The organism is Arenibacter sp. ARW7G5Y1, assembly GCF_003201775.1.
In the GTDB taxonomy this organism is placed as follows: Bacteria; Bacteroidota; Bacteroidia; order Flavobacteriales; family Flavobacteriaceae; genus Arenibacter.
Genome location: NZ_QJJZ01000004.1, coordinates 139,677 through 161,449 on the forward strand (window position 1 = coordinate 139,677; position 21,773 = coordinate 161,449).

General features: G+C 40.7%; 22 protein-coding genes. 17 read left to right on the plus strand and 5 right to left on the minus strand.

What is annotated here, in order from left to right; genetic code table 11:
- The first annotated feature begins 86 nt into the window (after positions 1 to 86).
- The 3 genes from C7972_RS07565 to C7972_RS07575 all read left to right on the plus strand — a co-directional run bounded on the left by C7972_RS07565 (position 87) and on the right by C7972_RS07575 (position 2,617).
- Entirely contained in the window at positions 87 to 659 is a 573-nt protein-coding gene (locus C7972_RS07565) for an RNA polymerase sigma factor (RefSeq protein ID WP_110355828.1), read from the plus strand.
- 31 nt (positions 660 to 690) lie between these two features.
- Positions 691 to 1,464, plus strand: a complete 774-nt coding sequence (locus tag C7972_RS07570) for a hypothetical protein (RefSeq protein WP_110355617.1) — start codon at positions 691 to 693, stop codon at positions 1,462 to 1,464.
- 82 nt (positions 1,465 to 1,546) lie between these two features.
- Positions 1,547 to 2,617, plus strand: coding sequence for a hypothetical protein (locus C7972_RS07575; RefSeq protein ID WP_110355618.1), 1,071 nt, complete (start codon positions 1,547 to 1,549; stop codon positions 2,615 to 2,617).
- Positions 2,618 to 2,629: 12 nt separating this feature from the next.
- Here the strand turns inward: C7972_RS07575 and C7972_RS07580 are convergent, their stop codons facing one another.
- Positions 2,630 to 2,896: a zinc-ribbon domain-containing protein gene (locus C7972_RS07580; RefSeq protein ID WP_110355619.1), complete on the minus strand. Its 267-nt coding sequence runs from the start codon at positions 2,894 to 2,896 to the stop codon at positions 2,630 to 2,632.
- Between the two features lie 125 nt (positions 2,897 to 3,021).
- On the opposite strand from C7972_RS07580, the gene dnaG reads away from it, so the two are divergent.
- Entirely contained in the window at positions 3,022 to 5,001 is a 1,980-nt protein-coding gene (dnaG, locus tag C7972_RS07585; protein ID WP_110355620.1) for a DNA primase, read from the plus strand.
- An 84-nt stretch (positions 5,002 to 5,085) separates the two neighbouring features.
- On the opposite strand, the gene C7972_RS07590 is transcribed toward dnaG, so the two are convergent.
- Both C7972_RS07590 and nadE read right to left on the minus strand, forming a co-directional pair.
- A complete protein-coding gene (locus C7972_RS07590) occupies positions 5,086 to 5,715 on the minus strand; it encodes a response regulator transcription factor (RefSeq protein WP_110355621.1) in 630 nt (209 codons plus the stop codon).
- Positions 5,716 to 5,884: 169 nt separating this feature from the next.
- Positions 5,885 to 6,673: an NAD(+) synthase gene (gene nadE, locus C7972_RS07595; RefSeq protein WP_110355622.1), complete on the minus strand. Its 789-nt coding sequence runs from the start codon at positions 6,671 to 6,673 to the stop codon at positions 5,885 to 5,887.
- A 93-nt stretch (positions 6,674 to 6,766) separates the two neighbouring features.
- Here nadE and gldB point away from each other — a divergent pair, with 93 nt between their 5' ends.
- The 3 genes from gldB to C7972_RS07610 all read left to right on the plus strand — a co-directional run bounded on the left by gldB (position 6,767) and on the right by C7972_RS07610 (position 8,605).
- Positions 6,767 to 7,732: a gliding motility lipoprotein GldB gene (gene gldB, locus C7972_RS07600; RefSeq protein WP_110355623.1), complete on the plus strand. Its 966-nt coding sequence runs from the start codon at positions 6,767 to 6,769 to the stop codon at positions 7,730 to 7,732.
- Positions 7,733 to 7,757: 25 nt separating this feature from the next.
- Positions 7,758 to 8,093, plus strand: a complete 336-nt coding sequence (gene gldC, locus C7972_RS07605) for a gliding motility protein GldC (protein ID WP_110355624.1) — start codon at positions 7,758 to 7,760, stop codon at positions 8,091 to 8,093.
- Between the two features lie 104 nt (positions 8,094 to 8,197).
- Positions 8,198 to 8,605: a GTPase gene (locus C7972_RS07610; protein WP_110355625.1), complete on the plus strand. Its 408-nt coding sequence runs from the start codon at positions 8,198 to 8,200 to the stop codon at positions 8,603 to 8,605.
- Positions 8,606 to 8,607: 2 nt separating this feature from the next.
- Here C7972_RS07610 and yihA read toward each other — a convergent pair whose 3' ends face one another.
- Entirely contained in the window at positions 8,608 to 9,222 is a 615-nt protein-coding gene (gene yihA / locus C7972_RS07615) for a ribosome biogenesis GTP-binding protein YihA/YsxC (RefSeq protein ID WP_110355626.1), read from the minus strand.
- A gap of 35 nt (positions 9,223 to 9,257) precedes the next feature.
- Positions 9,258 to 10,022: an alpha/beta fold hydrolase gene (locus tag C7972_RS07620; protein WP_110355627.1), complete on the minus strand. Its 765-nt coding sequence runs from the start codon at positions 10,020 to 10,022 to the stop codon at positions 9,258 to 9,260.
- A 265-nt stretch (positions 10,023 to 10,287) separates the two neighbouring features.
- Between C7972_RS07620 and mraZ the strand changes: the two genes are divergently transcribed.
- The 10 genes from mraZ (at position 10,288) to murC (ending at position 21,771) form a co-directional block, all read left to right on the plus strand.
- Positions 10,288 to 10,752, plus strand: a complete 465-nt coding sequence (gene mraZ / locus C7972_RS07625; protein WP_031442632.1) for a division/cell wall cluster transcriptional repressor MraZ — start codon at positions 10,288 to 10,290, stop codon at positions 10,750 to 10,752.
- Entirely contained in the window at positions 10,739 to 11,635 is an 897-nt protein-coding gene (rsmH, locus tag C7972_RS07630; RefSeq protein ID WP_110355829.1) for a 16S rRNA (cytosine(1402)-N(4))-methyltransferase RsmH, read from the plus strand. The genes mraZ and rsmH overlap by 14 nt, the downstream gene beginning before the upstream one ends.
- Positions 11,636 to 11,726: 91 nt before the next feature.
- Positions 11,727 to 12,050, plus strand: coding sequence for an FtsL-like putative cell division protein (locus C7972_RS07635; RefSeq protein WP_110355628.1), 324 nt, complete (start codon positions 11,727 to 11,729; stop codon positions 12,048 to 12,050).
- Complete coding sequence (locus C7972_RS07640; protein ID WP_110355629.1) at positions 12,050 to 14,056, plus strand: penicillin-binding protein; 2,007 nt, start codon at positions 12,050 to 12,052, stop codon at positions 14,054 to 14,056. The genes C7972_RS07635 and C7972_RS07640 overlap by 1 nt, the downstream gene beginning before the upstream one ends.
- Positions 14,053 to 15,516 (plus strand): UDP-N-acetylmuramoyl-L-alanyl-D-glutamate--2,6-diaminopimelate ligase, encoded by a 1,464-nt coding sequence (locus tag C7972_RS07645; RefSeq protein ID WP_110355630.1) that lies wholly within the window; start codon positions 14,053 to 14,055, stop codon positions 15,514 to 15,516. Before C7972_RS07640 ends, C7972_RS07645 begins: the two co-directional genes overlap by 4 nt.
- Positions 15,517 to 15,567: 51 nt before the next feature.
- The gene (gene mraY, locus C7972_RS07650) at positions 15,568 to 16,791 is read left to right on the plus strand and encodes a phospho-N-acetylmuramoyl-pentapeptide-transferase (protein ID WP_110355631.1); all 1,224 of its coding nucleotides are present in this window, start codon (positions 15,568 to 15,570) and stop codon (positions 16,789 to 16,791) included.
- 1 nt (position 16,792) lies between these two features.
- Positions 16,793 to 18,127: a UDP-N-acetylmuramoyl-L-alanine--D-glutamate ligase gene (gene murD, locus C7972_RS07655; protein WP_110355632.1), complete on the plus strand. Its 1,335-nt coding sequence runs from the start codon at positions 16,793 to 16,795 to the stop codon at positions 18,125 to 18,127.
- Positions 18,128 to 18,130: 3 nt separating this feature from the next.
- Positions 18,131 to 19,324, plus strand: a complete 1,194-nt coding sequence (locus tag C7972_RS07660) for an FtsW/RodA/SpoVE family cell cycle protein (protein WP_110355633.1) — start codon at positions 18,131 to 18,133, stop codon at positions 19,322 to 19,324.
- Positions 19,311 to 20,405, plus strand: a complete 1,095-nt coding sequence (gene murG, locus C7972_RS07665) for an undecaprenyldiphospho-muramoylpentapeptide beta-N-acetylglucosaminyltransferase (protein ID WP_110355634.1) — start codon at positions 19,311 to 19,313, stop codon at positions 20,403 to 20,405. The genes C7972_RS07660 and murG overlap by 14 nt, the downstream gene beginning before the upstream one ends.
- Positions 20,406 to 20,409: 4 nt before the next feature.
- Complete coding sequence (gene murC, locus C7972_RS07670; protein WP_110355635.1) at positions 20,410 to 21,771, plus strand: UDP-N-acetylmuramate--L-alanine ligase; 1,362 nt, start codon at positions 20,410 to 20,412, stop codon at positions 21,769 to 21,771.
- The last annotated feature ends 2 nt before the right edge of the window (positions 21,772 to 21,773 follow it).

The following is a 21,773-nucleotide window of genomic DNA, read 5'->3' on the forward strand; positions in this document are numbered from 1 at the left end:
ACTTTTTATTTTAAATTTTCTCAGGATCCTGGGCAACTATTCTGTGTAAATAGTCGTCTATCTTTATAACAGACAAATTTTTGGAGTTGAAAATAATATCCTTTTACAATAACGAAAAGTTACTGCTCAAGAAGGCCAAATCCGGGAACGGGGAAGCGCAAAAGTGGTTGTACAACAAATACGCGCCTAGGATGCTGAGTGTTTGTAGACAATATATTAAGGATCTCCAGTTTGCGGAAGATGTAATGGTAGATGGATTTGTTAAGGTGTTCAAAAATTTGGATTCGTTTAGGAATGAAGGGAGTTTTGAGGGGTGGATCAGAAAAATAATGATACGGGAGTCCATTACCTACCTTAGAAAGAATCAACCCGTTGTTTATGATGACGAACTGTATGAGAGGAGTGCAGCTAACCAGATTTCAGCAACCTCCTATTTGGATGTGGAAGAAATTCAATTGTTGATCGACGCCTTGCCGGATGGATATAAAATGGTTTTTATTATGTATGCCGTAGAGGGGTATAGCCATAGGGAAATAGCAGATATTTTACAGGTTACGGAAAGTACGTCCAAGTCACAATTATTTAAGGCACGTAAGGTGTTACGGGATAAGTTAAGTGAGCTAGGGGTGCGAAATAAAACAAAGGGGAGCGGCAATTGAAGTTCCAGGTAAGAAAAAAAGATTAGGTAATATGGCACCATTAAAATTTGAGGAACATATTAAGGAGGAATTGGATAAAAGGGAAATAGCACCTTCGGATAGAGCTTGGGATCAGTTATCTAGCCAATTGTCTTCCAAGGGGAGAGGTAATATGAAAACAAAATTCTTCCGGTTGGGCATAGCTGCCGCCATTATTGGATTATTGATTGTGTCCATGGTTTACATAAACCGTAATAGGGTAATGAAAAAGGAGGATATTAAAACGGTAAGCGCTCCCGCCCCAGTGGTTAAGGGGGCTCCCGCGACCCTTCCCAATAATATAGGTGTTGAAGGGAACAGAGAAGTGGCTACAACCAAAAAACCTTCCGACGTGCTTGTGGAAAAAACCAATAAAACGGCCAATAAAATTGTACCCAGCATAGCCCATACCCCAATTACAGCTCAGGAAAAAAATGAGAAGCTAGTTAGGGGTGTGGAACACAGAGAGACCAAATTGGTTGAAAAAGAATGGAATGGTCAGGATTCCCTTATCAATGCTAAAATTATTGAGGTAGTTGAACAGGTAGATCTCATGGAACGGACTGATATCTCCCTTACCGATGCGGAAGTGGATTCCTTATTAAAACAAGCGCAGAAAGAGCTGTTTGCGGAAAGTAAGTATTTGGAGGGTCACTCCGTGGATGCCATGGCCCTACTTGCCGATGTTGAAGGTGAATTGGATCAAAATTCCCGTGAGCAATTGTTTGAAATCCTGAAGGCGGGATACATAAAAGTAAGGACAGCTGTAGCTACAAGAAATAAATAAAAATTCATCAATCATTAATCAATATCCTTAGCCCCGCTCCTCTAGGAGTGCGGGGCCAGGGATAACCAAATCAAAATTTATTATGAGAACATTGACGTTGTACCTAGTGGTATTGTTAGTTTTATTATGCGCTGAAAATTTACCGGCCCAGGATGTGGATGTAAGGAATTATAAAATAGAAGAACTGGAGAGGAAAAAGGAGGCGATTAAAAACTCGGAAAGGGAGGCACTGAAATTGGAAGTAGAGCAAATCAACAAACGGATGGATAATGGAGGATTAAATAGGGAGGAAGCGGATATACTCAAAAGAAAGGCTGCGGACAATCATGCTAGAAACATAGAAAACAAATTGGTTATTATAGATAACTATATTGATTTGCTGAAGCGAAACGGGGAATTGGATTTAAATATGGATATGGAGAGGATTGTGATAGGTTTTGGTGCCGAAGAAGAGGGGGGCGACAAGATTTTTGGCGTTAAGGTGAATTCTGGAAACCAACATAAGGAAAAATATGATCTCCGTACCTATTCCAGCCTTATAATTGCCGTAGGCCTGAACAATGCATTGATAGATGGTGAATCTTTACAGGACACACCCTATAAGGTTGGAGGGAGTAGGTTCTTTGAATTGGGCTATGCCTGGCGGACTAGGGTGTTTAAAAACACCAATTTAGTAAGGTTTAATTATGGAGTTTCCTTTCAGTTCAATGGGCTTAAGCCAAAGGGGAACAACTACTTCGTGTCCAGCGGCGACCAAACCATGTTGGAGGAATTTGAATATGATTTGGACAAGTCCAAATTCAGAATGGATAATTTGGTTTTTCCCGTTCATCTGGAATTTGGCCCCTCTCGTAAAAAGACGACCGATAAAACCATTCGGTATTCCCTACACAAACAATTTAGGCTTGGTTTGGGGGGGTACGCAGGATTTAATATTGGTAGTCGCCAAAAACTAAAATATAATAGGGATGGGAATCGGGTGAAGGATAAATTTAAAAGGGATTATAATACCAACGATTTTGTCTATGGGTTAAGTGCTTATACTGGGGTTGGTGAGGCATTGATTTATGTGAAGTATGATTTGAACCCTATTTTTAACAATGCCCTTGTAGAACAGCACAACATCTCTTTGGGCTTGCGATTTGATTTGTAAAACAGTGCGATTTTAGTTTTTTGGTCCTATGCTTAAGGTGGTTTGAATACTGTGTTGCATTTCTTCCGTAAATTCATCCTGGAAATAAGTTCTTTTACAATGGGAACAGCTAATGGTAGTATGGGTACCCACTTTAAAAAGGGAAATCCAAAACAGGTGGAAATAAGTTGTACTTGTTACCGCTGTTAAGGTGTCCTTGTTTTCACAATAGGGACAAGCAACGTTTTGAAGCAATGTTGAAGTTGTTTTTCCGGGTTTGGTTCCTAGAAATAATATCATTTCCTATTTGTTTATACTTCTAAATGAAAATCGCAATTTAATTAATATTTATGTTATAAGCATGGCTTTTCCTTTTTTCAACAGCCCCTAAAGTACTATCTTTAGCCTGCTTAAAAATGTAAAGATTGATTTCGAAATCCACCATAGACAAAGTATATGAAACGGCCCGTTTGGAGGAGGTGATCGGGGATTTTGTGCAATTAAAGAAATCGGGCTCCAACTTCAAGGGATTAAGTCCGTTTACGGATGAGCGCAGCCCCAGTTTCATGGTTTCGCCAGTAAAACAGATATGGAAGGATTTTAGTAGCGGCAAGGGAGGGAACGTTGTAGCCTTTCTTATGGAGCACGAACACTTTTCATATCCGGAGGCTATTAAATATTTGGCCAGAAAGTATAATATTGAAATCGAGGAGACCGAGCTGAGCAACGAGCAAAAAGAGCAGACCAATGAACGTGAAAGTATGTATTTGGTTTCCGAATATGCACAAAAATACTTTTCGGAGGTTTTGTGGGAAAGGGAACAGGGCAAGGCTATTGGTTTAAGCTATTTTAAGGAACGTGGATTTACGGATGATACCATAAGGAAGTTTGATCTGGGCTATTGTCTGGATCAATGGGACGGTTTTACCAAAGCCGCCCTTGGTAAGGGATATCAATTGGATTATTTGGAGAAAACAGGCCTTACCATTGTCAAGGAAGATGCTGCCGATAGGGATAACAAAAAGACTTTTGATCGTTTTAAAGGGCGTGTAATGTTTCCTATACACAGTATGAGCGGTAGGGTACTCGGTTTTGGAGGTAGAATATTGACCAATGATAAAAAGGCAGCCAAGTACTTAAACTCTCCTGAAAGCGACATCTACCACAAAAGCAAGGTGTTGTACGGTATCTACTTTGCAAAACAGGCCATTGCCAAGGAAGATAATTGTTACTTGGTAGAAGGATATACGGATGTTATTCAGATGTACCAACGCGGTATTCACAATGTAGTCTCTTCCAGTGGAACGGCCTTGACCTCAGATCAGATCAGATTGATCAATAGGCTCACCAAGAATATAACGGTTTTGTTCGATGGGGATGCAGCAGGGTTACGGGCATCCCTCAGGGGGATAGACCTCATCCTGGAACAGGGAATGAACGTAAAGGTGTGTACTTTTCCTGAAGGGGAAGACCCGGATAGTTTTTCCAAGAACAATGATTATGAGGATGTAGTATTATATCTTCAAGAAAATTCAAAAGACTTTATTCAATTCAAGGCATCCCTGTTGGTAGAGGAAGCGGCTAACGACCCTATTAAAAGGGCCGATACGGTAAGGGATATAGTTAACAGTATCTCTAAGATTCCGGATAGGATACAAAAGGAAATATATATACAGGAGTGTGCGCAGATTATGAATATTTCCGAGGCTGTTCTGTTCAACACCCTAGCTCAGATTGGAAAAAAAGATGTAGCGGACGCCAATAAAAAGGTGAAACAGGAGCAACAGGCTTTTGACGTGGTAAAAAACGAACCTTTACGGCAAAAGGTAGACGTACAATATGAACTGGAACGTAAAATCATAGAGATGTTGCTGCTGTATGGGGATTTGGAGCAACAATTTGAGGACCTGGTTTTAAAGGAAAATGAAAAGGGCGATTTGGAACTGGAGCCCGAGTCCTTGGATGCCAAAGTATACGAAAAGATTTACCTGGATCTCCAAGATGATGAAATTGAGCTGGCAAATGAGCAGTTCAGAAATATCTACTATAGATTGATGGAAGACCTGAATGAGAAGGAAATGTTTTCCATTACCACTTTTATAGCAAATTTGGACCAAGAGCTGGCATCGGAAATTTCCTCTATTTTAATGGAAGAGGAAAAGTACGTTCTGCATCAGTGGGAGCGAAAGGATATATATCCAAAAGATAAAAAAGTAGGCATTTCCCAGTTGGTGAGCGAAACCATTTTAACCCTGCGATGCTATTTGATCAAAAAGAGGATAGGCTCCCTTCAGGAAAATACCTTGAATAATCAGGAAGGAAATATGGAAATCATGGAAGAGATTATGAACTATATACAGCTGAATGTATTGTTGAACAAAAAACTTAACAGGGTTCTTTCTTAAGTATAAGGAATACAATAAAAAAAAGACGGAAGTCCTATAAGGTAGGCAAACCGTCTTTTTTGTTCTTGATTGGTTATATTATATCTAGTACAGTTCCAGAGCTTTGGCCTGCTGTAGTAAATCCACTAAGTTGTCAACATTTAGTTTACGCATTAAACGTGCCTTATAGGTGCTAACGGTTTTTTCATTGAGATCAAGGCCCAATGCTACTTCCTTATTTCGCTTCCCGCTTGCCAAGAGTTTAAGGACTTCAACTTCCCTAGTGGAAAGCTTTCTAAAGAACCTTCTTGGTTTTTGTGTGCCTTCATCAAAGGCAAGACGTTGCGCCAGTTCGTTGGTAATAAACATATTGCCTTCGCTAACTTTTCTTATAGCACTGATAATATAATCTATATCCGATGTTTTGGACAAGTAGCCAAAGGCTCCGGCACGGATGGTACTTAGTGCATAAACATCCTCAGACTGACCGCTGTAGATCAAAACTCGAATATTGGGATACTCCTTTTTTATTCTTCTAAGGGTTGCAATACCATTAATTTCGGGGATGTCCATTTCCAATAGAATTACGTCTGGGGTAAAAAGCTCCAGTTTTTTGAATAATTCCGTGGTTGTAGATGCATCGGCGATTACTTGAATATCGGAAACCGACTCCAAGACTTGTTTTACACCCATCCGAACTATAGGATGATTATCAGCAATTAATATTTTGATCATTTTAGGTTATTTTTCTAGATTTCAACATCAATAATCATGTCTAAAAATACTGACATGCAATGTAGGGTTAAAATATCTAATTGAATAAGCAAAGCTTGATTTTTTTAATGAATATTAAAAATTTTTGCATGTTTTTTCGATTTAATCACTTGGTTCTTAGGTGAGAGGTTCATTTTAGCGAATTTGGTATTTCGCAAACGGGAATAGGAACCATCTTATGTTTGTTTGCGCGGTTAAATCTTTTGTAAATCTGAAAAACTTCTTTTTGCCTATCGGAAAAATCCGTTTCCAGTTTTCCTTTTTCTTCCATTTGCATGGCCCATTCCAATTCTGGATAGCTAGCTCCTATTTGGTCTTCGTCGGTTCTGTCATCGCCCCACAGGCCATCTGTAGGCGCAGCCTTTATAATGTCCTCATTAATACCAAGGAACTTGGCAATTTCGTATACTTCGGTTTTAAGTAGATCGGCGATCGGACTTAAGTCTACACCGCCATCCCCGTATTTGGTGTAGAAGCCAACGCCAAAATCTTCCACTTTATTACCGGTTCCTGCCACCAATAGTTTGTTCAATGCGGCAAAGTAATATAAGGTGGTCATCCTCAACCTGGCCCTGGTATTCGCCAAGGACATAAATCGGTCTTCCTCATTTTCAACGGCAGGCAGTGCCTCCACCAAACTATTAAAAGTGGGCGTAAGGTTTACCTCCAGTCTTTCAACATTGGGATATTGCTTTTTAAGCCATTTAATATGGTTGGATGCACGGGTAACTTGGTTTTCGGCCTGATGAATGGGCATTTCCAGACATAAAAGTTGTAGGCCGGTTCTGGCACATAGGGTTGAAGTTACCGCAGAATCTATACCTCCCGAAATTCCTATTGTAAATCCTTTTATATTTGCATTATTGGCATAATCCCGTAACCAGGTCACAATATAGTCTATAACTTTTTCGGTCTGCATCTGAACAATTTATAAGGTTTAAAAACTTAACTTTGCACGGTAAAAATAAAGCCTAGAATTTAATATTTAAAACATTAACCCAATTACTTTAGCATGCGAAAGGTACTTTTACTCATTTTTCTTCCAATTTTTATTTTTAGCAGTTGTGAGGGTAGCGATAAAGTGGCCGATGAGGTTGCTAAAATAAACGTAGATGTAAAGGTTTTTCGGTTCGATAGGGAATTTGCCCAAGCGGAGCCTGGGGATATTCCGATTTTAAAAGAAAAGTACCCATATCTTTTTCCTGCGATGTATTCGGATAGTGTTTGGGTAGCCAAATTGCAGGATTCCCTGCAATTGGAAGTTATGGAGGAGGTAGGGAAGTCCTTTCCCGACTTTGTAAGTGAAAAGGAAGATGTAGAGTGGTTGTTTAGGTATATAAAATATTATTTCCCGGATTATACGGTACCAAAGGTTGTTACGGTTACCTCGGAAGTGGATTACAACAACAGGATAATTTTAACGGATAGCCTACTTCTTATTGGTCTCGATAATTATTTGGGAAGTTCCCATAAGTTTTATCAGGGTATTTCCAAATATATCGCCAACGATTTGGATAAACAATATATGACCCGGGATATGGCAAGCGCGTTTGCCAAAACAGTGGTAGTGCAACCACGTGACCGCACTTTTTTGTCACAACTTGTTTATTACGGGAAAGAGCTGTATTTAATGCAGCAGCTTATGCCTCGGAAAAATGAAGCGGTCATAATTGGTTATGCCCCGGAGGAATTGGAATGGGCGAATGTCAACGAAGAACAGATTTGGCGTTATTTCATAGAACGCGAATTGTTGTACAGTACCAATAGTAAATTGGGGCCAAAATTTTTGGACCCGGCCCCTTTTTCAAAGTTTGAACTGGAATTGGATAATGAATCTCCAGGTAAAATAGGGCGTTATATTGGCTGGCAAATAGTAAAAGCCTTCATGGGCAATAATAATATTACCTTACAGGAAATGTTGAACTTACCTGAAGAGGAATTGTTTAAAAGATCGGGATATAAGCCCAGAAAACTGTAGAAGATCAAACATATCAAAAAAAGTAATGGCAAAACTACATACATCAGAAATTACATTAAAAGTTGGATTGGATGAGAATAGGGTTCCTGAGGAATTGACATGGTCTGCCCAGGATGGTGGTATAGATAATGAAAAAGCCAAAGCAATGCTCCTGTCCGTATGGGATAGTAAAAACCAGGAATCATTAAAGATTGATCTATGGACAAAGGATATGCCGGTCGATGAAATGAAAGTGTTTTTTCATCAAACATTGGTTTCCCTGTCCGATACTTTCATGAAGGCTACCCAAGATGAAAAAATGACGGCAACGATGAAAGATTTTTGCGATTATTTTGCCGAAAAATTGGAGTTGAAAAAGTAAGTGGCATATGGGTTGTTTACCCTTCCAGGTGTTTTCAACCACTATTCCATTAAGTATTTTAGATGTTGGCCGACTAAGTTGGTAACAACAATTCTTAATTTAAAATGATGGATGGTAATCAAGCGGAGCGACTTGTGTTCGTGTATAATGCCAATTCTGGATATGGCAATGCCCTTTTGGACAGTATCCATAAAACCTTGGATCCCAATTCGTACGATTGTAAGCTGTGCGCCATAACCTATGGCTTTTTTTCCGAAAATAAGAAATGGAAGGAATTTAGGCGGCATGCCGGTGTGGATATGGAATTTCTTCACAGGGACGAGTTTAAAAAACGGTATTCGCAAGAAGAACAGAACAAAGAAGCCTTTCCGCAGGTGTTCTTTTTAAAAGCGGGTAAACTTACAGGGTTTATACGTAAAGCGGAGATCAATGCCATGGAAAGTCAGGAGGATCTTATTCTGACCGTTCAGACCAAGTTGGCACAAATAAAGACATCGGTAAACGCCAAGTAAATCTAGGTTACTGTCTTGAAGAAGTTGGTATTTAATTCATCAATAAAACCGAGCAATTCTTCTTGGCCCATGCCATTGCTGGAGGAGGTAACAAAATAATTGGGGGCCTCTTCCCAAACTCCATCCAATAATTCCTTAATATAGGCATTGACGTGATTTTCTATGGCCTTTGGTTTCAATTTATCCGCCTTGGTGAAAATCATACAAAAAGGAATCTGGTTTTCCCCCATCCATTCCAAAAATTCCATGTCCACTTTTTGGGGTTCATGTCTTATATCGATCAGAACAAATGCACATACCAATTGCTGACGCTCAATAAAGTAATCGGTGATATATTTTTGAAAGGTTTTTTTGTCTTTTTTGGATACACGGGCATAGCCATAGCCGGGTAAATCTACCAAAAACCAATTTTCGTTTATTTTAAAATGGTTTATAAGCTGTGTCTTTCCAGGTCTGCCCGAAGTTTTGGCCAAATTTTTTCTCTGGGTCAGCATGTTGATCAAGGAGGACTTGCCAACATTGGAGCGACCAATAAATGCATATTCCGGCAAATGGTCCTTAGGGCAATTTGCTACGTTGGAATTGCTCATAACAAAGTCGGCCGACTTAATTTTCATTGGTTCGCTTTTATAGGTTATTGGTATTGACTGGTTTAGAAATTTCGTTTCTGCAGCCAGGCGTCCAGGACAGTGTTGAATTCCTCAGGATGTTCCATCATTGGGGCATGCCCGCACTTCTCTATCCAGTACAAATCGGAATCAGGAAGCAGTGAATGGAATTCTTCAGCTACATTGGGAGGCGTTACACTGTCGTTTTTTCCCCATATAATACAGGTAGGGGTCAACATATGTGGCAAATCTTTGGACATGTTGTGCCTAATGGCACTTTTTGCGATGGCCAGCGTTTTTACCAGCTTAATACGATCGTTTACCGTAGCAAATACTTCGTCCACAATTTCCTTGGTAGCTACTTCAGGATCATAAAATACGTCCTGGGCTTTCTTTTTAATAAATTCATAGTCGCCACGCTTGGGATAACCATCTCCCATGGCACTTTCGTATAGTCCGGAACTACCTGTGATGACTAGTGCCTTTACTTTTTTGGGGTACAATTTTGTGTGGAGGAGACCAATATGTCCCCCTAGGGAATTCCCCAGTAGAATTACATCTTTAAGGCCTTTGTGTTCTATAAACCCTTCCAGGAATTTGGCAAAGCTCTTTACATTTGTTTTTAGCAAAGGCATGTCGTAAATAGGAAGCTCGGGCACCAATACCTTATAGCCTTTGGGTGGAAAATAATTCATGACCCCGTGAAAATTACTCAATCCCCCCATAAGACCGTGTAATATTATAATAGGCGTTCCTTCGCCCATTTCAATATATCGGTATTTCCCCTCTTTAATTATCTTTTTTTCCATTAAGGATAGCTTCTGATCTTAGTTGGCAAATATAGGCATTTCATTATTATGCAAGTATAGACAAGTTTTAGGAACGGTGATATTTAATGATAAATTTTTTGTTGAAAGTTTTGTTGCTGTGGTGGCTCGGTGGAATTTTTAAGGCGTAATTGGGTGTCATTGGTCGATAAAGTAGGTATTTTATTAACAAAGTGGTATTTTGTGGTAAATTGTGGTAATAATTTCTATATATTTGAGTTATTAAATTAAAAACCAGCTACTTTAAGTGATTAATTTCATAGGAACATATGATTGTAAGGCCGATTCTAAGGGAAGGGTGATGCTTCCTGTGGCGCTCAAAAATCAGATGTCTCCCGTAATTAATGATGGTTTTGTGGTAAAGCGTTCGGTTTTTCAACCCTGTTTGGAATTGTATCCCATGGCAGAGTGGAATTTACTGATGCAAAAAATGAACAAAAAGAACCGGTTCAAGAAAAAGAACAACGATTTCATAAGAAGGTTTTCTGCCGGGGTAAAGGTGGTGGAGATAGATGCTACCGGTAGGTTGTTGATTCCGAAAAATTTGGTGGATGTTGCTGGAATTACAAAAGAGGTGGTGTTGAGTTCGGCAATTAACATTGTTGAGATTTGGGATAAGGACAATTATGAAAAGGTATTGGAGGAAACAGCCGAGGACTTTGCAAGTTTGGCCGAGGAAGTAATGGGGGACGACGATGATGATCTATCATAATCCAGTATTGCTGACGGAGTCCGTTGAGGGGCTAAATATAAAACAGGATGGAGTTTATGTGGACGTGACCTTTGGTGGAGGCGGACACTCCAAGGAGATATTGAAAAGGCTGGGGGAGAATGGAAGACTGTTGGCATTTGATCAGGATGAGGATGCATTGCCCAATGCAATTGATGATGGGCGATTTCAGTTGATCAATGAAAATTTTAGATATATAAAACAATTTTTGAAGTTCTATGGCATAAGGAAAGTGGATGGGATTTTGGCCGATTTTGGCGTGTCGTCCCATCAATTTGATCAGGCGGAGAGAGGATTTTCTACCCGTTTTGATGCCGATCTGGATATGCGGATGAGCAAAAAGAACCAGATATCGGCCTTTGATGTGGTAAATGTTTATGGGTATGATGAGTTGAGGAGGGTGCTTTTTGAGTATGGAGACCTGCGAAATGCCAATGCAATGGCAAAAACCATTATCGGGCAGCGGGAAAATACACCGATAAGAACTACCGATCAATTGAAAGAAGTGCTTGGGCAGTATTTACCAAAGCATAGGGAGCATAAGATTTTGGCACAGATCTATCAGGCTATAAGGATAGAAGTGAACCAGGAAATACAAGTGATTAAGGAGTTTTTGGAACAGGTGCCGGAATTGTTGAACGAAGGGGGGAGGTTGAGCGTAATAAGTTACCATTCCTTGGAAGATAGACTGGTGAAAAGGTTTATTAGGGCAGGACAGTTTGAAGGGGAGCCGGAAAAGGATTTTTACGGTAACATAGAAGTTCCTTTAAAAAAGGTTGGAGGTTTGGTGGTTCCTTCCAAGGATGAAATAAAGTTGAACAATAGGGCTAGGAGTGCCAAGCTAAGAATTGCGGAGCGGGTTTGAGATCGAAATATGGCATAAATGGATTGTTCGCAATAGCATGAGCAGTAATGCAATAGTATAAGAAGGTATAAAGTTGGATAATTTTTGAGTAATGAAAAACGGGATATTGGATATTTTAAAAGGAAAGTTTTTGGTGAGCGGAGGAGCTCCCAAGAACTGGATGTTTATCATTTATGTTTCCTTTTTGGCAACGGTGATGATTGCCAGTTCCCATAGTGCCGATGGAAAGGTTCATAAAATTGCTGCCCTTGACGAACAGGTTAAGGAATTGAGAAGTGAGTTTGTGGATGTGCGGTCCGATATGCAGGAGTTAAAACTGGAGTCCACTGTATTGAGAATTTTGGAGCAAGATGGCTTATTTCCGTCTGAAACTCCCCCAAAAAAAATAAAAGTTAAAACCGAAACCGAACAATAGTGCCTGTAACGGAAAAAAACATATTGACCAGATTATATATTGTGGCGGGATTCCTTTTCCTGTTCGCAATTGCCGTTTTGGTCAAATTGGTCAGTATACAGATGGTGGAAGGGGAGAAGTATCGAAAACTGGCTATGGACCGTACGGAGAAAATGTTCACCATTGCTCCCAAAAGGGGCAATCTATACTCTGATGATGGTAGTTTGTTGGCAACCTCGGTTTCAAGATATACTATTCGGTTTGATGCGGAAACAGTTGGGAAAAGGGATTTTGAGGAGAATGTTAAGCCCTTGTCCGAGGCCTTGGCCAAATTGTTGGGCAATTCGTCTTCCCATTATCAGCAATTGTTGAGAAAAGCGAAAGCCAATAAGAATAGATACGCCTTGATCGCCAGAAATCTGGATTATTCGGAATATGTCGCCGTAAAACAATTTCCGCTTTTCAATAAAGGTCCGTATAAAGGAGGCCTTATTATAGAGCAGAAAATTGTACGTGAGCATCCCTTGGGGAAGATTGCGGAGCGGAGTGTTGGGTATGAAAGGGTAGATGAGGACGGGTACTATACCAGGGTTGGTCTGGAAGGGGCCTTTGGACAATATCTGAGAGGAGTGGAAGGTAAGAGGTTAAAGCAAAAAATAGCCAAAGGACAATGGAAGCCTATTGGTTGGGATAATATTGTAGAGCCTAAGGATGGTTATGATGTAGTTTCCACCATCGATATTAATATACAGGATATTGCTCATCATGCCCTATTGGGGCAGTTGGAAAAATATAACGCGGAACATGGCTGCGTAATCGTAATGGAAACCAGGACGGGGGAGGTCAAGGCCATTTCCAATTTGGGAAGAACAAGCCAAGGTAAATATTATGAGCGACTGAATTATGCCATTGGGGAGTCCCATGAGCCTGGATCAACTTTTAAGTTAATGTCCATGGTGGTAGCCTTGGAAGATAAGGTTATAGATACCAATACCGTCATTGATACCGAAAAGGGAACCTTTAAGGTCTATAACAGGACCGTTAGGGATTCCAAGCACGGTGGTTATGGTAAAATAACTGCTGCCAAGGCATTTGAGGTGTCTTCCAATACCGCTTTTGCAAAAATCATCAATAACAATTATAAGGACAATCCGGAAAAATTCGTCAACCGTCTAATGAATATGAACCTTCATAGGGAATTGGGATTGCCGATCAATGGGGAGGGGACCCCGGTAATCCGATATCCTGGGGATAAAGGTTGGTCCGGTGTTTCCTTGGCATGGATGTCCCATGGGTATGAAGTTTCGCTTACGCCTTTGCAGACCCTAACTTTTTACAATGCCATTGCCAATGACGGGGAAATGTTGAAGCCCAGGCTTATAAAAGCGGTGAAGGAGTGGGATAAGACTATTTTGAAATTTGAGAAAGAGGTTATCAATCCCTCTATCTGTTCCAAGGAAACAGCGCACAAGGTGCAACAACTGCTGAAAAATGTTGTGGAAAAAAAGCACGGTACCGGGCATGGGCTGTATTCGCCCAATTTTTCCATGGCAGGAAAAACAGGAACCACACAGAAGAATTATGTCTCCAAAGATCCGGAGGTCATGAAATATATTTCCACATTTGCGGGTTACTTTCCTGCGGACGATCCTAAATATTCTTGTATTGTGGTAATTCATGAGCCGGACAAAAGTGTGGGTTATTATGGAGCCGATGTCTCGGGTCCGGTGTTCAAATCGGTTGCCCAAAAGATCTATGCAAGTTCTCCTTTAGTGGATGAGGTAGATGTTAATGATGTGGAAACCGAGCACTCGGAAGAAGACTTTCAACGATACTTTGCAGCTTCCAATAAAAAATATAATGAAGTCCCCAATGTAGAAGGCATGAGTGGAATGGATGCCGTATCGATCCTTGAAAACTTGGGAATAGAGGTGGAGGTGAAGGGGAACGGAAAGGTGAAGAAACAATCAATTGCCAAGGGAACAGATCTGAAAAAGGTTAATAAAATAGTATTGGTGCTATCATGAGGACGCTAAAGGACATATTGTACGGGGTTGGTCTATCTGCGGTAAGCGGATCTACCTCCATCATGGTGAACCATATCTGTTTTGATTCCCGAAAGGTTGGAAAGGACGATGTTTTTGTGGCTATAAAAGGTCTTGTTTCCGATGGTCATCAGTTCATTGAAATGGCCATTGAATCTGGAGCAACATCAATTGTCTGTGAAGAACTGCCCAAGAAGTTGGACGATGGGGTAACCTATATAGAGGTTGATAACGGCAATAAAGCTTTGGCTATTATGGCATCCAATTTTTATGGTAATCCTTCCAAGAACTTAAGATTGGTGGGAGTTACTGGAACCAATGGGAAAACCACTGTTAGTAGCTTGCTTTATCAATTGTTCAAAAAGGCCGGTTTTAAGGTAGGATTGATATCCACCATAAAGATAATGGTAGATAATAAGGAATATGCCACCACCCATACTACTCCCGATGCCCTAGCAATCAATAAGCACCTGCAATTGATGAACGATGCAGGGGTAGAGTATTGCTTTATGGAGGTCAGTTCCCATGGAATACATCAAAAAAGAACGGAAGGCCTGGTATTTGAAGGAGCTATTTTTACCAATCTGTCCCACGATCATTTGGATTATCACAAAACTTTTGCAGAGTATAGGGATACTAAGAAGAAATTGTTCGACCAGTTGCCCAAAAAGGCGTTTGCACTTACCAACATCGATGATAAGAACGGCTTGGTAATGTTGCAGAATACCAGTGCTAAAAAGTATACCTATGCTTTAAAATCCTATGCCAATTATAGGGCCCAAATATTGGAAAATCAGTTCAATGGCCAATTGTTGAAGATCGATGACAATGAGGTTTGGTCCAAACTGATAGGGGATTTTAATGCCTATAATATGTTGGCAATTTACGCCACTGCGGATTTGTTGGGGTTGGAAAAATTGGAAATTCTTCGTCTGCTAAGCGAATTGGAAAATGTAGACGGAAGGTTTCAGCATTATATATCTAAAGAAAAAATTACAGCTATTGTTGATTATGCCCATACACCGGATGCCTTGAAAAATGTACTTGATACAATCAATACATTGAGGACTGGAAATGAAAATGTCATCACCGTCGTGGGGTGTGGTGGTGACAGAGATAAGTCTAAGCGTCCGGTTATGGGTCATATCGCAACAACATTGAGTAACAAGGTCATTTTTACTTCTGACAACCCCAGGTCGGAGTCGCCCACCATTATTATAGAGGAGATGGAAGCTGGTGTGGAAGCGCAAAATGTAAATAAAACACTGTCTATCGTCAACCGTAAGCAGGCAATTAAAACCGCCTGTCAATTGGCTGCCGCCCACGATATTATACTGGTTGCTGGCAAAGGCCACGAGACCTATCAGGAAACAAATGGGGTTAGGGAGGACTTCGATGATTATAAAATAGTGAAGGAGTTGTTGGTCAACTTAAATAAATAGAATGGAAGTCGCCAATATTAAAGAAAACAACAAAAAACAATAAACCCAAGAATGTTATACTATTTGTTCGAATATTTGGAAAAACACTATCAACTGCCAGGGGCAGGGCTTTTCCAATTTATAACGTTTAGGGCAGCAATTGCGGTTATGCTTTCGTTGTTGTTGGCAACAGTCTATGGAAAAAGAATAATTAATTATTTACGATATAAGCAAATTGGCGAAACCGTAAGGGATCTGGGCCTGGAAGGCCAAAAGCAAAAAGCGGGAACCCCTACCATGGGTGGGTTGATCATTATTATGTCCACCTTGATACCGGTACTATTGTTTGCGCGTTTCTTGGACAATATTTATGTCATCCTGTTGATAGTCACTACCATTTGGATGGGGATTATTGGATTTGTGGACGATTACATCAAAATTTTTAAAAAGGATAAGGAAGGATTAAAAGGAAGGTTCAAGGTAATGGGGCAGGTAATTTTGGGCCTTATGGTGGGTGCAACCTTATATTTCCATCCAGAGGTAACCATGAAAGAGCACGCTAGGACCGAAATTAGCCAGGACTATACGGTGCAGCAAGTACCTGGCAAGGAAATTAAATCTACCATGACCACCTTGCCATTTATTAAAAACAACGAGCTGGATTATGCCCGTTTTATTTCCTGGATGGGAGATGGCATGGAAGAATATGCCTGGCTGGTATTTATTCCCATAATCATAATTATTGTAACGGCAGTCTCCAACGGGGCAAATCTAACCGATGGTATAGACGGATTGGCTGCTGGGACTTCGGCTATTATCGTATTTACCCTGGGCATTTTTACCCTAGTTTCAGGTAACATTATCTTTTCGGATTATTTGGATATCATGTTTATTCCCAGAGTAGGGGAATTGGTGGTGTTTATCGCGGCCTTTGTAGGGGCCTTGGTAGGATTTCTTTGGTACAACGCCTATCCTGCGACCGTTTTTATGGGAGATACGGGAAGTTTGACCATTGGTGGGATAATTGCGGTTATCGCTATCATTATCCGAAAGGAATTGCTGATACCCGTTTTGTGCGGAATCTTTTTTGCAGAGTCTATTTCCGTGATGTTACAGGTGGGGTACTTCAAGTATACCAAAAAGAGATTTGGAGAGGGGAAAAGAATTTTTCTAATGGCACCACTGCATCATCATTACCAGAAAAAAGGATACCACGAAAGTAAAATCGTGACCAGGTTTTGGGTTGTTGGAATTCTGTTGGCGGTAATAACGATTGTAACCTTAAAGGTGCGTTAGAATGAAGCGTTTGGTTGTCTTGGGAGGTGGAGAAAGTGGTGTTGGAACGGCTATTTTGGGTAAAAAGGAAGGGTTTCAAGTTTTTGTCTCCGATAAGGGGATCATAAAAGAGGAATATAAAAAAGTTCTTGAACATTTTGAGATTGATTGGGAAGAACAGCAACATACTGAGGTGCAAATTTTGAATGCCGATCTGGTCATGAAAAGTCCCGGCATCCCGGATACGGTTCCCTTGGTGTTAAAGCTCAAGGAATTGGGAATTCCCATTATTTCCGAAATAGAGTTTGCCTCAAGGTATACTGGGTCAACCATTATTGGGATTACCGGTAGTAATGGAAAGACCACCACTACCATGCTGACGAACCACATTTTGAAAGAAGCTGGGTTGGCTGTGGGAATGGCAGGGAATATTGGAGATAGTTATGCAAGAATGGTTGCAGAAAGGGACCTTGATTACTATGTGTTGGAGATAAGTAGTTTTCAATTGGACGGGATAGTGGATTTTAAGCCGCATATCGCCATCCTTACCAATATAACTCCAGATCATCTGGATAGGTATGGGTACAAATTTGAAAATTATATAGCGTCCAAGTTTAGAATAGCTAAAAACCAGACCAAGGAAGATTATTTAATATACGATGCCGATGATGACGTAATAGTTCAGTGGTTGCAAAAGAACCCGATCCAATCAAGATTACTGCCCTTTTCCATTAAAAGGAAATTGGAGGAAGGGGCATATTTAGAGAATGAAAAAATAATTATTAAGATACATAATAACACTATAGAGATGAGTACAGATGCTTTGGCTTTGGAAGGAAAACATAACGTAAAGAATACCATGGCTGCCATTACCGCGGCTAAATTAATTAGCATTAGAAAGGAGACTATACGCAGAAGTATAGAAAATTTTCAAGGAGCGGAACATAGGTTGGAAAAGGTACTTAAAATTCATCATGTTCAGTATATAAACGATTCCAAAGCTACCAATGTAAATGCTACCTATTACGCTTTGGACAGTATGAAAACCCCTACAGTGTGGATTGTAGGAGGGGTGGATAAAGGAAATGAATACAAGGAGTTAATGCCTTTGGTCCGTGAAAAGGTGAAGGCTATTATCTGTTTGGGGATGGATAATTCAAAAATAAAGGATGCTTTTGGAAACGTAGTGGACCTTGTTGTGGAAACATTTGCAATGGACGAGGCTGTGAAGGTAGCCTATAAGATAGCGGAACGGGGAGATACGGTTTTGCTTTCGCCGGCATGTGCCAGTTTCGATTTGTTCCAAAATTATGAAGATAGGGGAAATCAGTTTAAAGCAGCAATTAAAAAATTATAAGAGGTGTTCGGATTCTTAAACAAAATTAATGGAGATAAAGCTATTTGGGCAGTGGTTGCCCTTTTGGCCTTATTTTCGTTTTTGCCTGTTTATAGTGCCAGCAGTAACTTGGTATATGTGGTGGGCAATGGCACTGCCATTGGTTACCTGGTAAAACATGCCATACTTCTCTTAATGGGATTTGGAATTATTTACGGGGTTCACCGTATTCCCACACACTTTTTTAAGGGATTATCCTTGATTGCAATGCCCGTGGTACTGCTTTTATTGCTTTATACGCTTGCGCAAGGACAGGTCATAGGTGGGGCCAATGCCAGTAGGTGGATACGTATTCCCATTGTTGGGTTTACATTTCAAACATCCAACTTGGCAGCGGTAGTCTTAATGATCTACGTGGCAAGGTATTTAACAAAAATAAAGGATAGGACCATAACATTTAAAGAGAGTATTCTGCCTCTTTGGTTGCCGGTTTTTTTAGTGGTAGTGCTAATATTACCTGCAAATTTTTCAACGGCCGGGATTATATTCTCCATGGTGTTATTGCTCTGTTTTATAGGAGGGTATCCCTTTAAATACCTGTTGGGTATCGTTGGGGCCGGGATATTGAGTCTTACGCTGTTTATTTTGACGGCCAAGGCAGTGCCGGATTTATTTCCGAATAGGGTGGATACTTGGATGAGCAGAATAGAAAGCTTTTCCAACCCGGAGGATACGGAGGCCGATTATCAAATAGAGAGGGCCAAAATTGCTATTGCAACGGGCGGAATAGTGGGTAATGGCGCGGGAAAGAGCGTAATGAAGAATTTTTTGCCACAAAGTTCCTCGGATTTTATCTATGCCATTATTGTAGAGGAGTACGGACTTTTGGGAGGTTTTGTGCTGATGTTCTTCTATTTGTTGTTGCTTTTTAGAATTGTGGTTGTGGCCAATGGTAATGGAACCGTATTTGGAAAGCTTTTGGTTTTGGGGGTTGGACTTCCTATAGTGTTTCAGGCGTTGATCAATATGGCAGTGGCTGTGGAACTCTTTCCGGTTACCGGCCAGACCTTGCCTTTAATCAGTAGTGGAGGAACCTCAAGTTGGATGACCTGTTTGGCTATAGGAATTATTCTGAGTGCCAGCAACAAACAGGTGCAATCCGAATCGGAGGAAATTGATGAGACCAACCCTTTAGAAGTGTTAAGTGGGCAGTTATAGGTTTATATTATCGGGAGGAGGAACGGGCGGACATATTTATCCTGCCATTGCCATTGCAAATGAGTTGAAAGTGAGGTATCCCGATGCTGAATTTTTGTTCGTAGGGGCAAAAGATAGAATGGAGATGGAAAAGGTACCCCAGGCTGGGTACAAAATTGAAGGTTTGTGGATAAGTGGGTTGCAAAGGAAGCTCACTTTGAAAAATTTATTGTTTCCTTTTAAAGTGATAAGTAGTTTGATAAAAGCAGCAAACATAGTACGGAATTTTAAACCCCATGCCGTTGTGGGTACCGGTGGTTTTGCCAGTGGTCCCCTCTTGAAGGTGGCATCGGGAAAGGGAATTCCGTGTGTGTTGCAGGAACAGAATTCGTTTGCTGGGATGACCAATAAATTATTGGCGAACAAAGTGGCCAAAATATGTGTTGCCTATGATGGCATGGAGAAATTTTTTCCAAAAGATAAAATCGTAAAGACAGGTAATCCTGTACGGGGCGATTTGGTCTCAATGGTGGAAAATAAAGTTGGGGCCTTGGATTTCTTTGGATTGCAGAAGGGTAAGACCACATTGTTGGTCTTAGGAGGTAGTCTAGGCGCAAGACGTGTAAACGTGCTTATTGAACAGAGTCTGCCTTTTTTTCAGGAACAGGGAATTCAGGTTATTTGGCAAAGCGGTAAGCTCTATTATGAGGAATATAAGAAATATGAAAGTGCGGATGTCAAGGTAGTTGCTTTCCTAAATCGGATGGATTTAGCCTATGGGGCAGCAGATATTATTATATCCAGGGCAGGGGCAGGTTCGGTTTCCGAGCTATGTATCGTGGGCAAGCCCGTGATATTTATCCCTTCCCCAAATGTGGCGGAGGACCATCAAACAAAAAATGCGAATTCCTTGGTAGAAAAGGATGCAGCCATAATGGTCAAAGAGGTAGAGTTGGATGTTGAGTTTGAAAAGGTCTTTACGGATTTGATACACAACAAGACCTTGAGCAATAAGTTGGGGGCCAATATCAAGAATTTGGCTATGCCCAATGCTACCAGGGAGATTGTAAATGAAATAGAAAAATTATTGGTGCAACAATAAGAAAATGGGTATAAAAGAAATACATAACGTCTACTTTATAGGTATTGGAGGTATTGGTATGTCTGCCCTTGCGCGATATTTTAAATTTATAGGTAAGAATGTGGCGGGTTATGACAAGACCGAAACTCCGCTTACACAGGATTTGGTGGATTTGGGTATACATGTGCATTATGTGGATCGTTTGGAATTGGTTTCCAAGGCGTACTTGGATCCCCGCAACACCTTAGTGGTGTATACCCCAGCCGTACCTAATGATCACAGGGAGTATAATTATTTCATGGACCATGGCTTTCAAGTGAAAAAGCGCTCCGAGGTTTTGGGATTGATTACCAGTGATACCTTTTGCTTTGCAGTTGCCGGCACCCATGGCAAGACAACTACTTCTTGTATTCTGGCTCATTTATTGAAAGAGACCGGGACACCCATTACGGCTTTCTTAGGAGGGATTTCGGAAGACTTTAATAGCAATTTTTTGTTGGAAGGTTCGGAATATTCGGTGGTGGAGGCGGATGAATTTGACCGCTCCTTTCTTCGGTTATCGCCAAATGTGGCCTGTATTACTTCAATGGATGCAGATCACTTGGATATATATGGCAACAGTGGGGAGCTTCAAAAGTCGTTTGCAGATTTTGTAAAACGAATAAAGCCAAATGGGAAGCTGTTTGTTCGCAATGGTTTGCCTTTAGAGGGAATCACTTACGGTATTGAGGATGGTTCCGATTATTGTATCAGAAACATTAAAATTGATCAGGGCACCTATATTTTTGATTTGGACTCTCCGGAGGCCAATCTTAAATCGGTCAGGTTTAATAAACCGGGTAGGCATAACCTGCTGAATGGTCTGGTGGCTTATGCCATGGCAATTCAGGCCGGTTCGTCGCCAATAGGTTTGGCCAGGGCGTTGGCTACTTTTAAAGGGGTGCAAAGACGTTTTTCCTACCAGATAAGGAATTCCGATTTTGTGTTCATAGATGATTATGCACATCATCCAACGGAATTGGATGCTGCATTCCAGGCAGTTTCCGAAATGCATCCCGGTAAAAATGTATTGGCCGTTTTTCAGCCGCATTTGTTTTCCCGAACAAGGGATTTTGTGGATGAATTTGCAAGAAGTCTGTCCAATTTTCCGAGTCTGTTGCTGTTGGATATTTATCCGGCCAGGGAAAAACCAATTGAAGGGGTTACCTCGCAATGGCTGTTGGATAAAATTACATGTCCAAAGAAAAAATTAATTGAAAAGTCAGAGTTGATTTCAGAAATAATGGCCCAAGCCCCCGATGTTTTAATAACCTTGGGAGCTGGAGATATTGGATTGGAAGTTCCCAAAATTAAAAGGGAATTAAATCTTGTCCATAACAAACAATAAAA

Excerpts from the sequence above, each read along its gene's own strand:
- C7972_RS07570 (WP_110355617.1), top strand. The coding sequence starts at position 691 with ATGGCACCATTAAAATTTGAGGAACATATTAAGGAGGAATTGGATAAA.
- C7972_RS07575 (WP_110355618.1), top strand. The coding sequence starts at position 1,547 with ATGAGAACATTGACGTTGTACCTAGTGGTATTGTTAGTTTTATTATGC.
- C7972_RS07580 (WP_110355619.1), bottom strand. The coding sequence starts at position 2,896 with ATGATATTATTTCTAGGAACCAAACCCGGAAAAACAACTTCAACATTG.
- C7972_RS07590 (WP_110355621.1), bottom strand. The coding sequence starts at position 5,715 with ATGATCAAAATATTAATTGCTGATAATCATCCTATAGTTCGGATGGGT.
- nadE (WP_110355622.1), bottom strand. The coding sequence starts at position 6,673 with ATGCAGACCGAAAAAGTTATAGACTATATTGTGACCTGGTTACGGGAT.
- gldB (WP_110355623.1), top strand. The coding sequence starts at position 6,767 with ATGCGAAAGGTACTTTTACTCATTTTTCTTCCAATTTTTATTTTTAGC.
- gldC (WP_110355624.1), top strand. The coding sequence starts at position 7,758 with ATGGCAAAACTACATACATCAGAAATTACATTAAAAGTTGGATTGGAT.
- C7972_RS07610 (WP_110355625.1), top strand. The coding sequence starts at position 8,198 with ATGATGGATGGTAATCAAGCGGAGCGACTTGTGTTCGTGTATAATGCC.
- yihA (WP_110355626.1), bottom strand. The coding sequence starts at position 9,222 with ATGAAAATTAAGTCGGCCGACTTTGTTATGAGCAATTCCAACGTAGCA.
- C7972_RS07620 (WP_110355627.1), bottom strand. The coding sequence starts at position 10,022 with ATGGAAAAAAAGATAATTAAAGAGGGGAAATACCGATATATTGAAATG.
- rsmH (WP_110355829.1), top strand. The coding sequence starts at position 10,739 with ATGATCTATCATAATCCAGTATTGCTGACGGAGTCCGTTGAGGGGCTA.
- C7972_RS07635 (WP_110355628.1), top strand. The coding sequence starts at position 11,727 with ATGAAAAACGGGATATTGGATATTTTAAAAGGAAAGTTTTTGGTGAGC.
- C7972_RS07645 (WP_110355630.1), top strand. The coding sequence starts at position 14,053 with ATGAGGACGCTAAAGGACATATTGTACGGGGTTGGTCTATCTGCGGTA.
- mraY (WP_110355631.1), top strand. The coding sequence starts at position 15,568 with ATGTTATACTATTTGTTCGAATATTTGGAAAAACACTATCAACTGCCA.
- murD (WP_110355632.1), top strand. The coding sequence starts at position 16,793 with ATGAAGCGTTTGGTTGTCTTGGGAGGTGGAGAAAGTGGTGTTGGAACG.
- murC (WP_110355635.1), top strand. The coding sequence starts at position 20,410 with ATGGGTATAAAAGAAATACATAACGTCTACTTTATAGGTATTGGAGGT.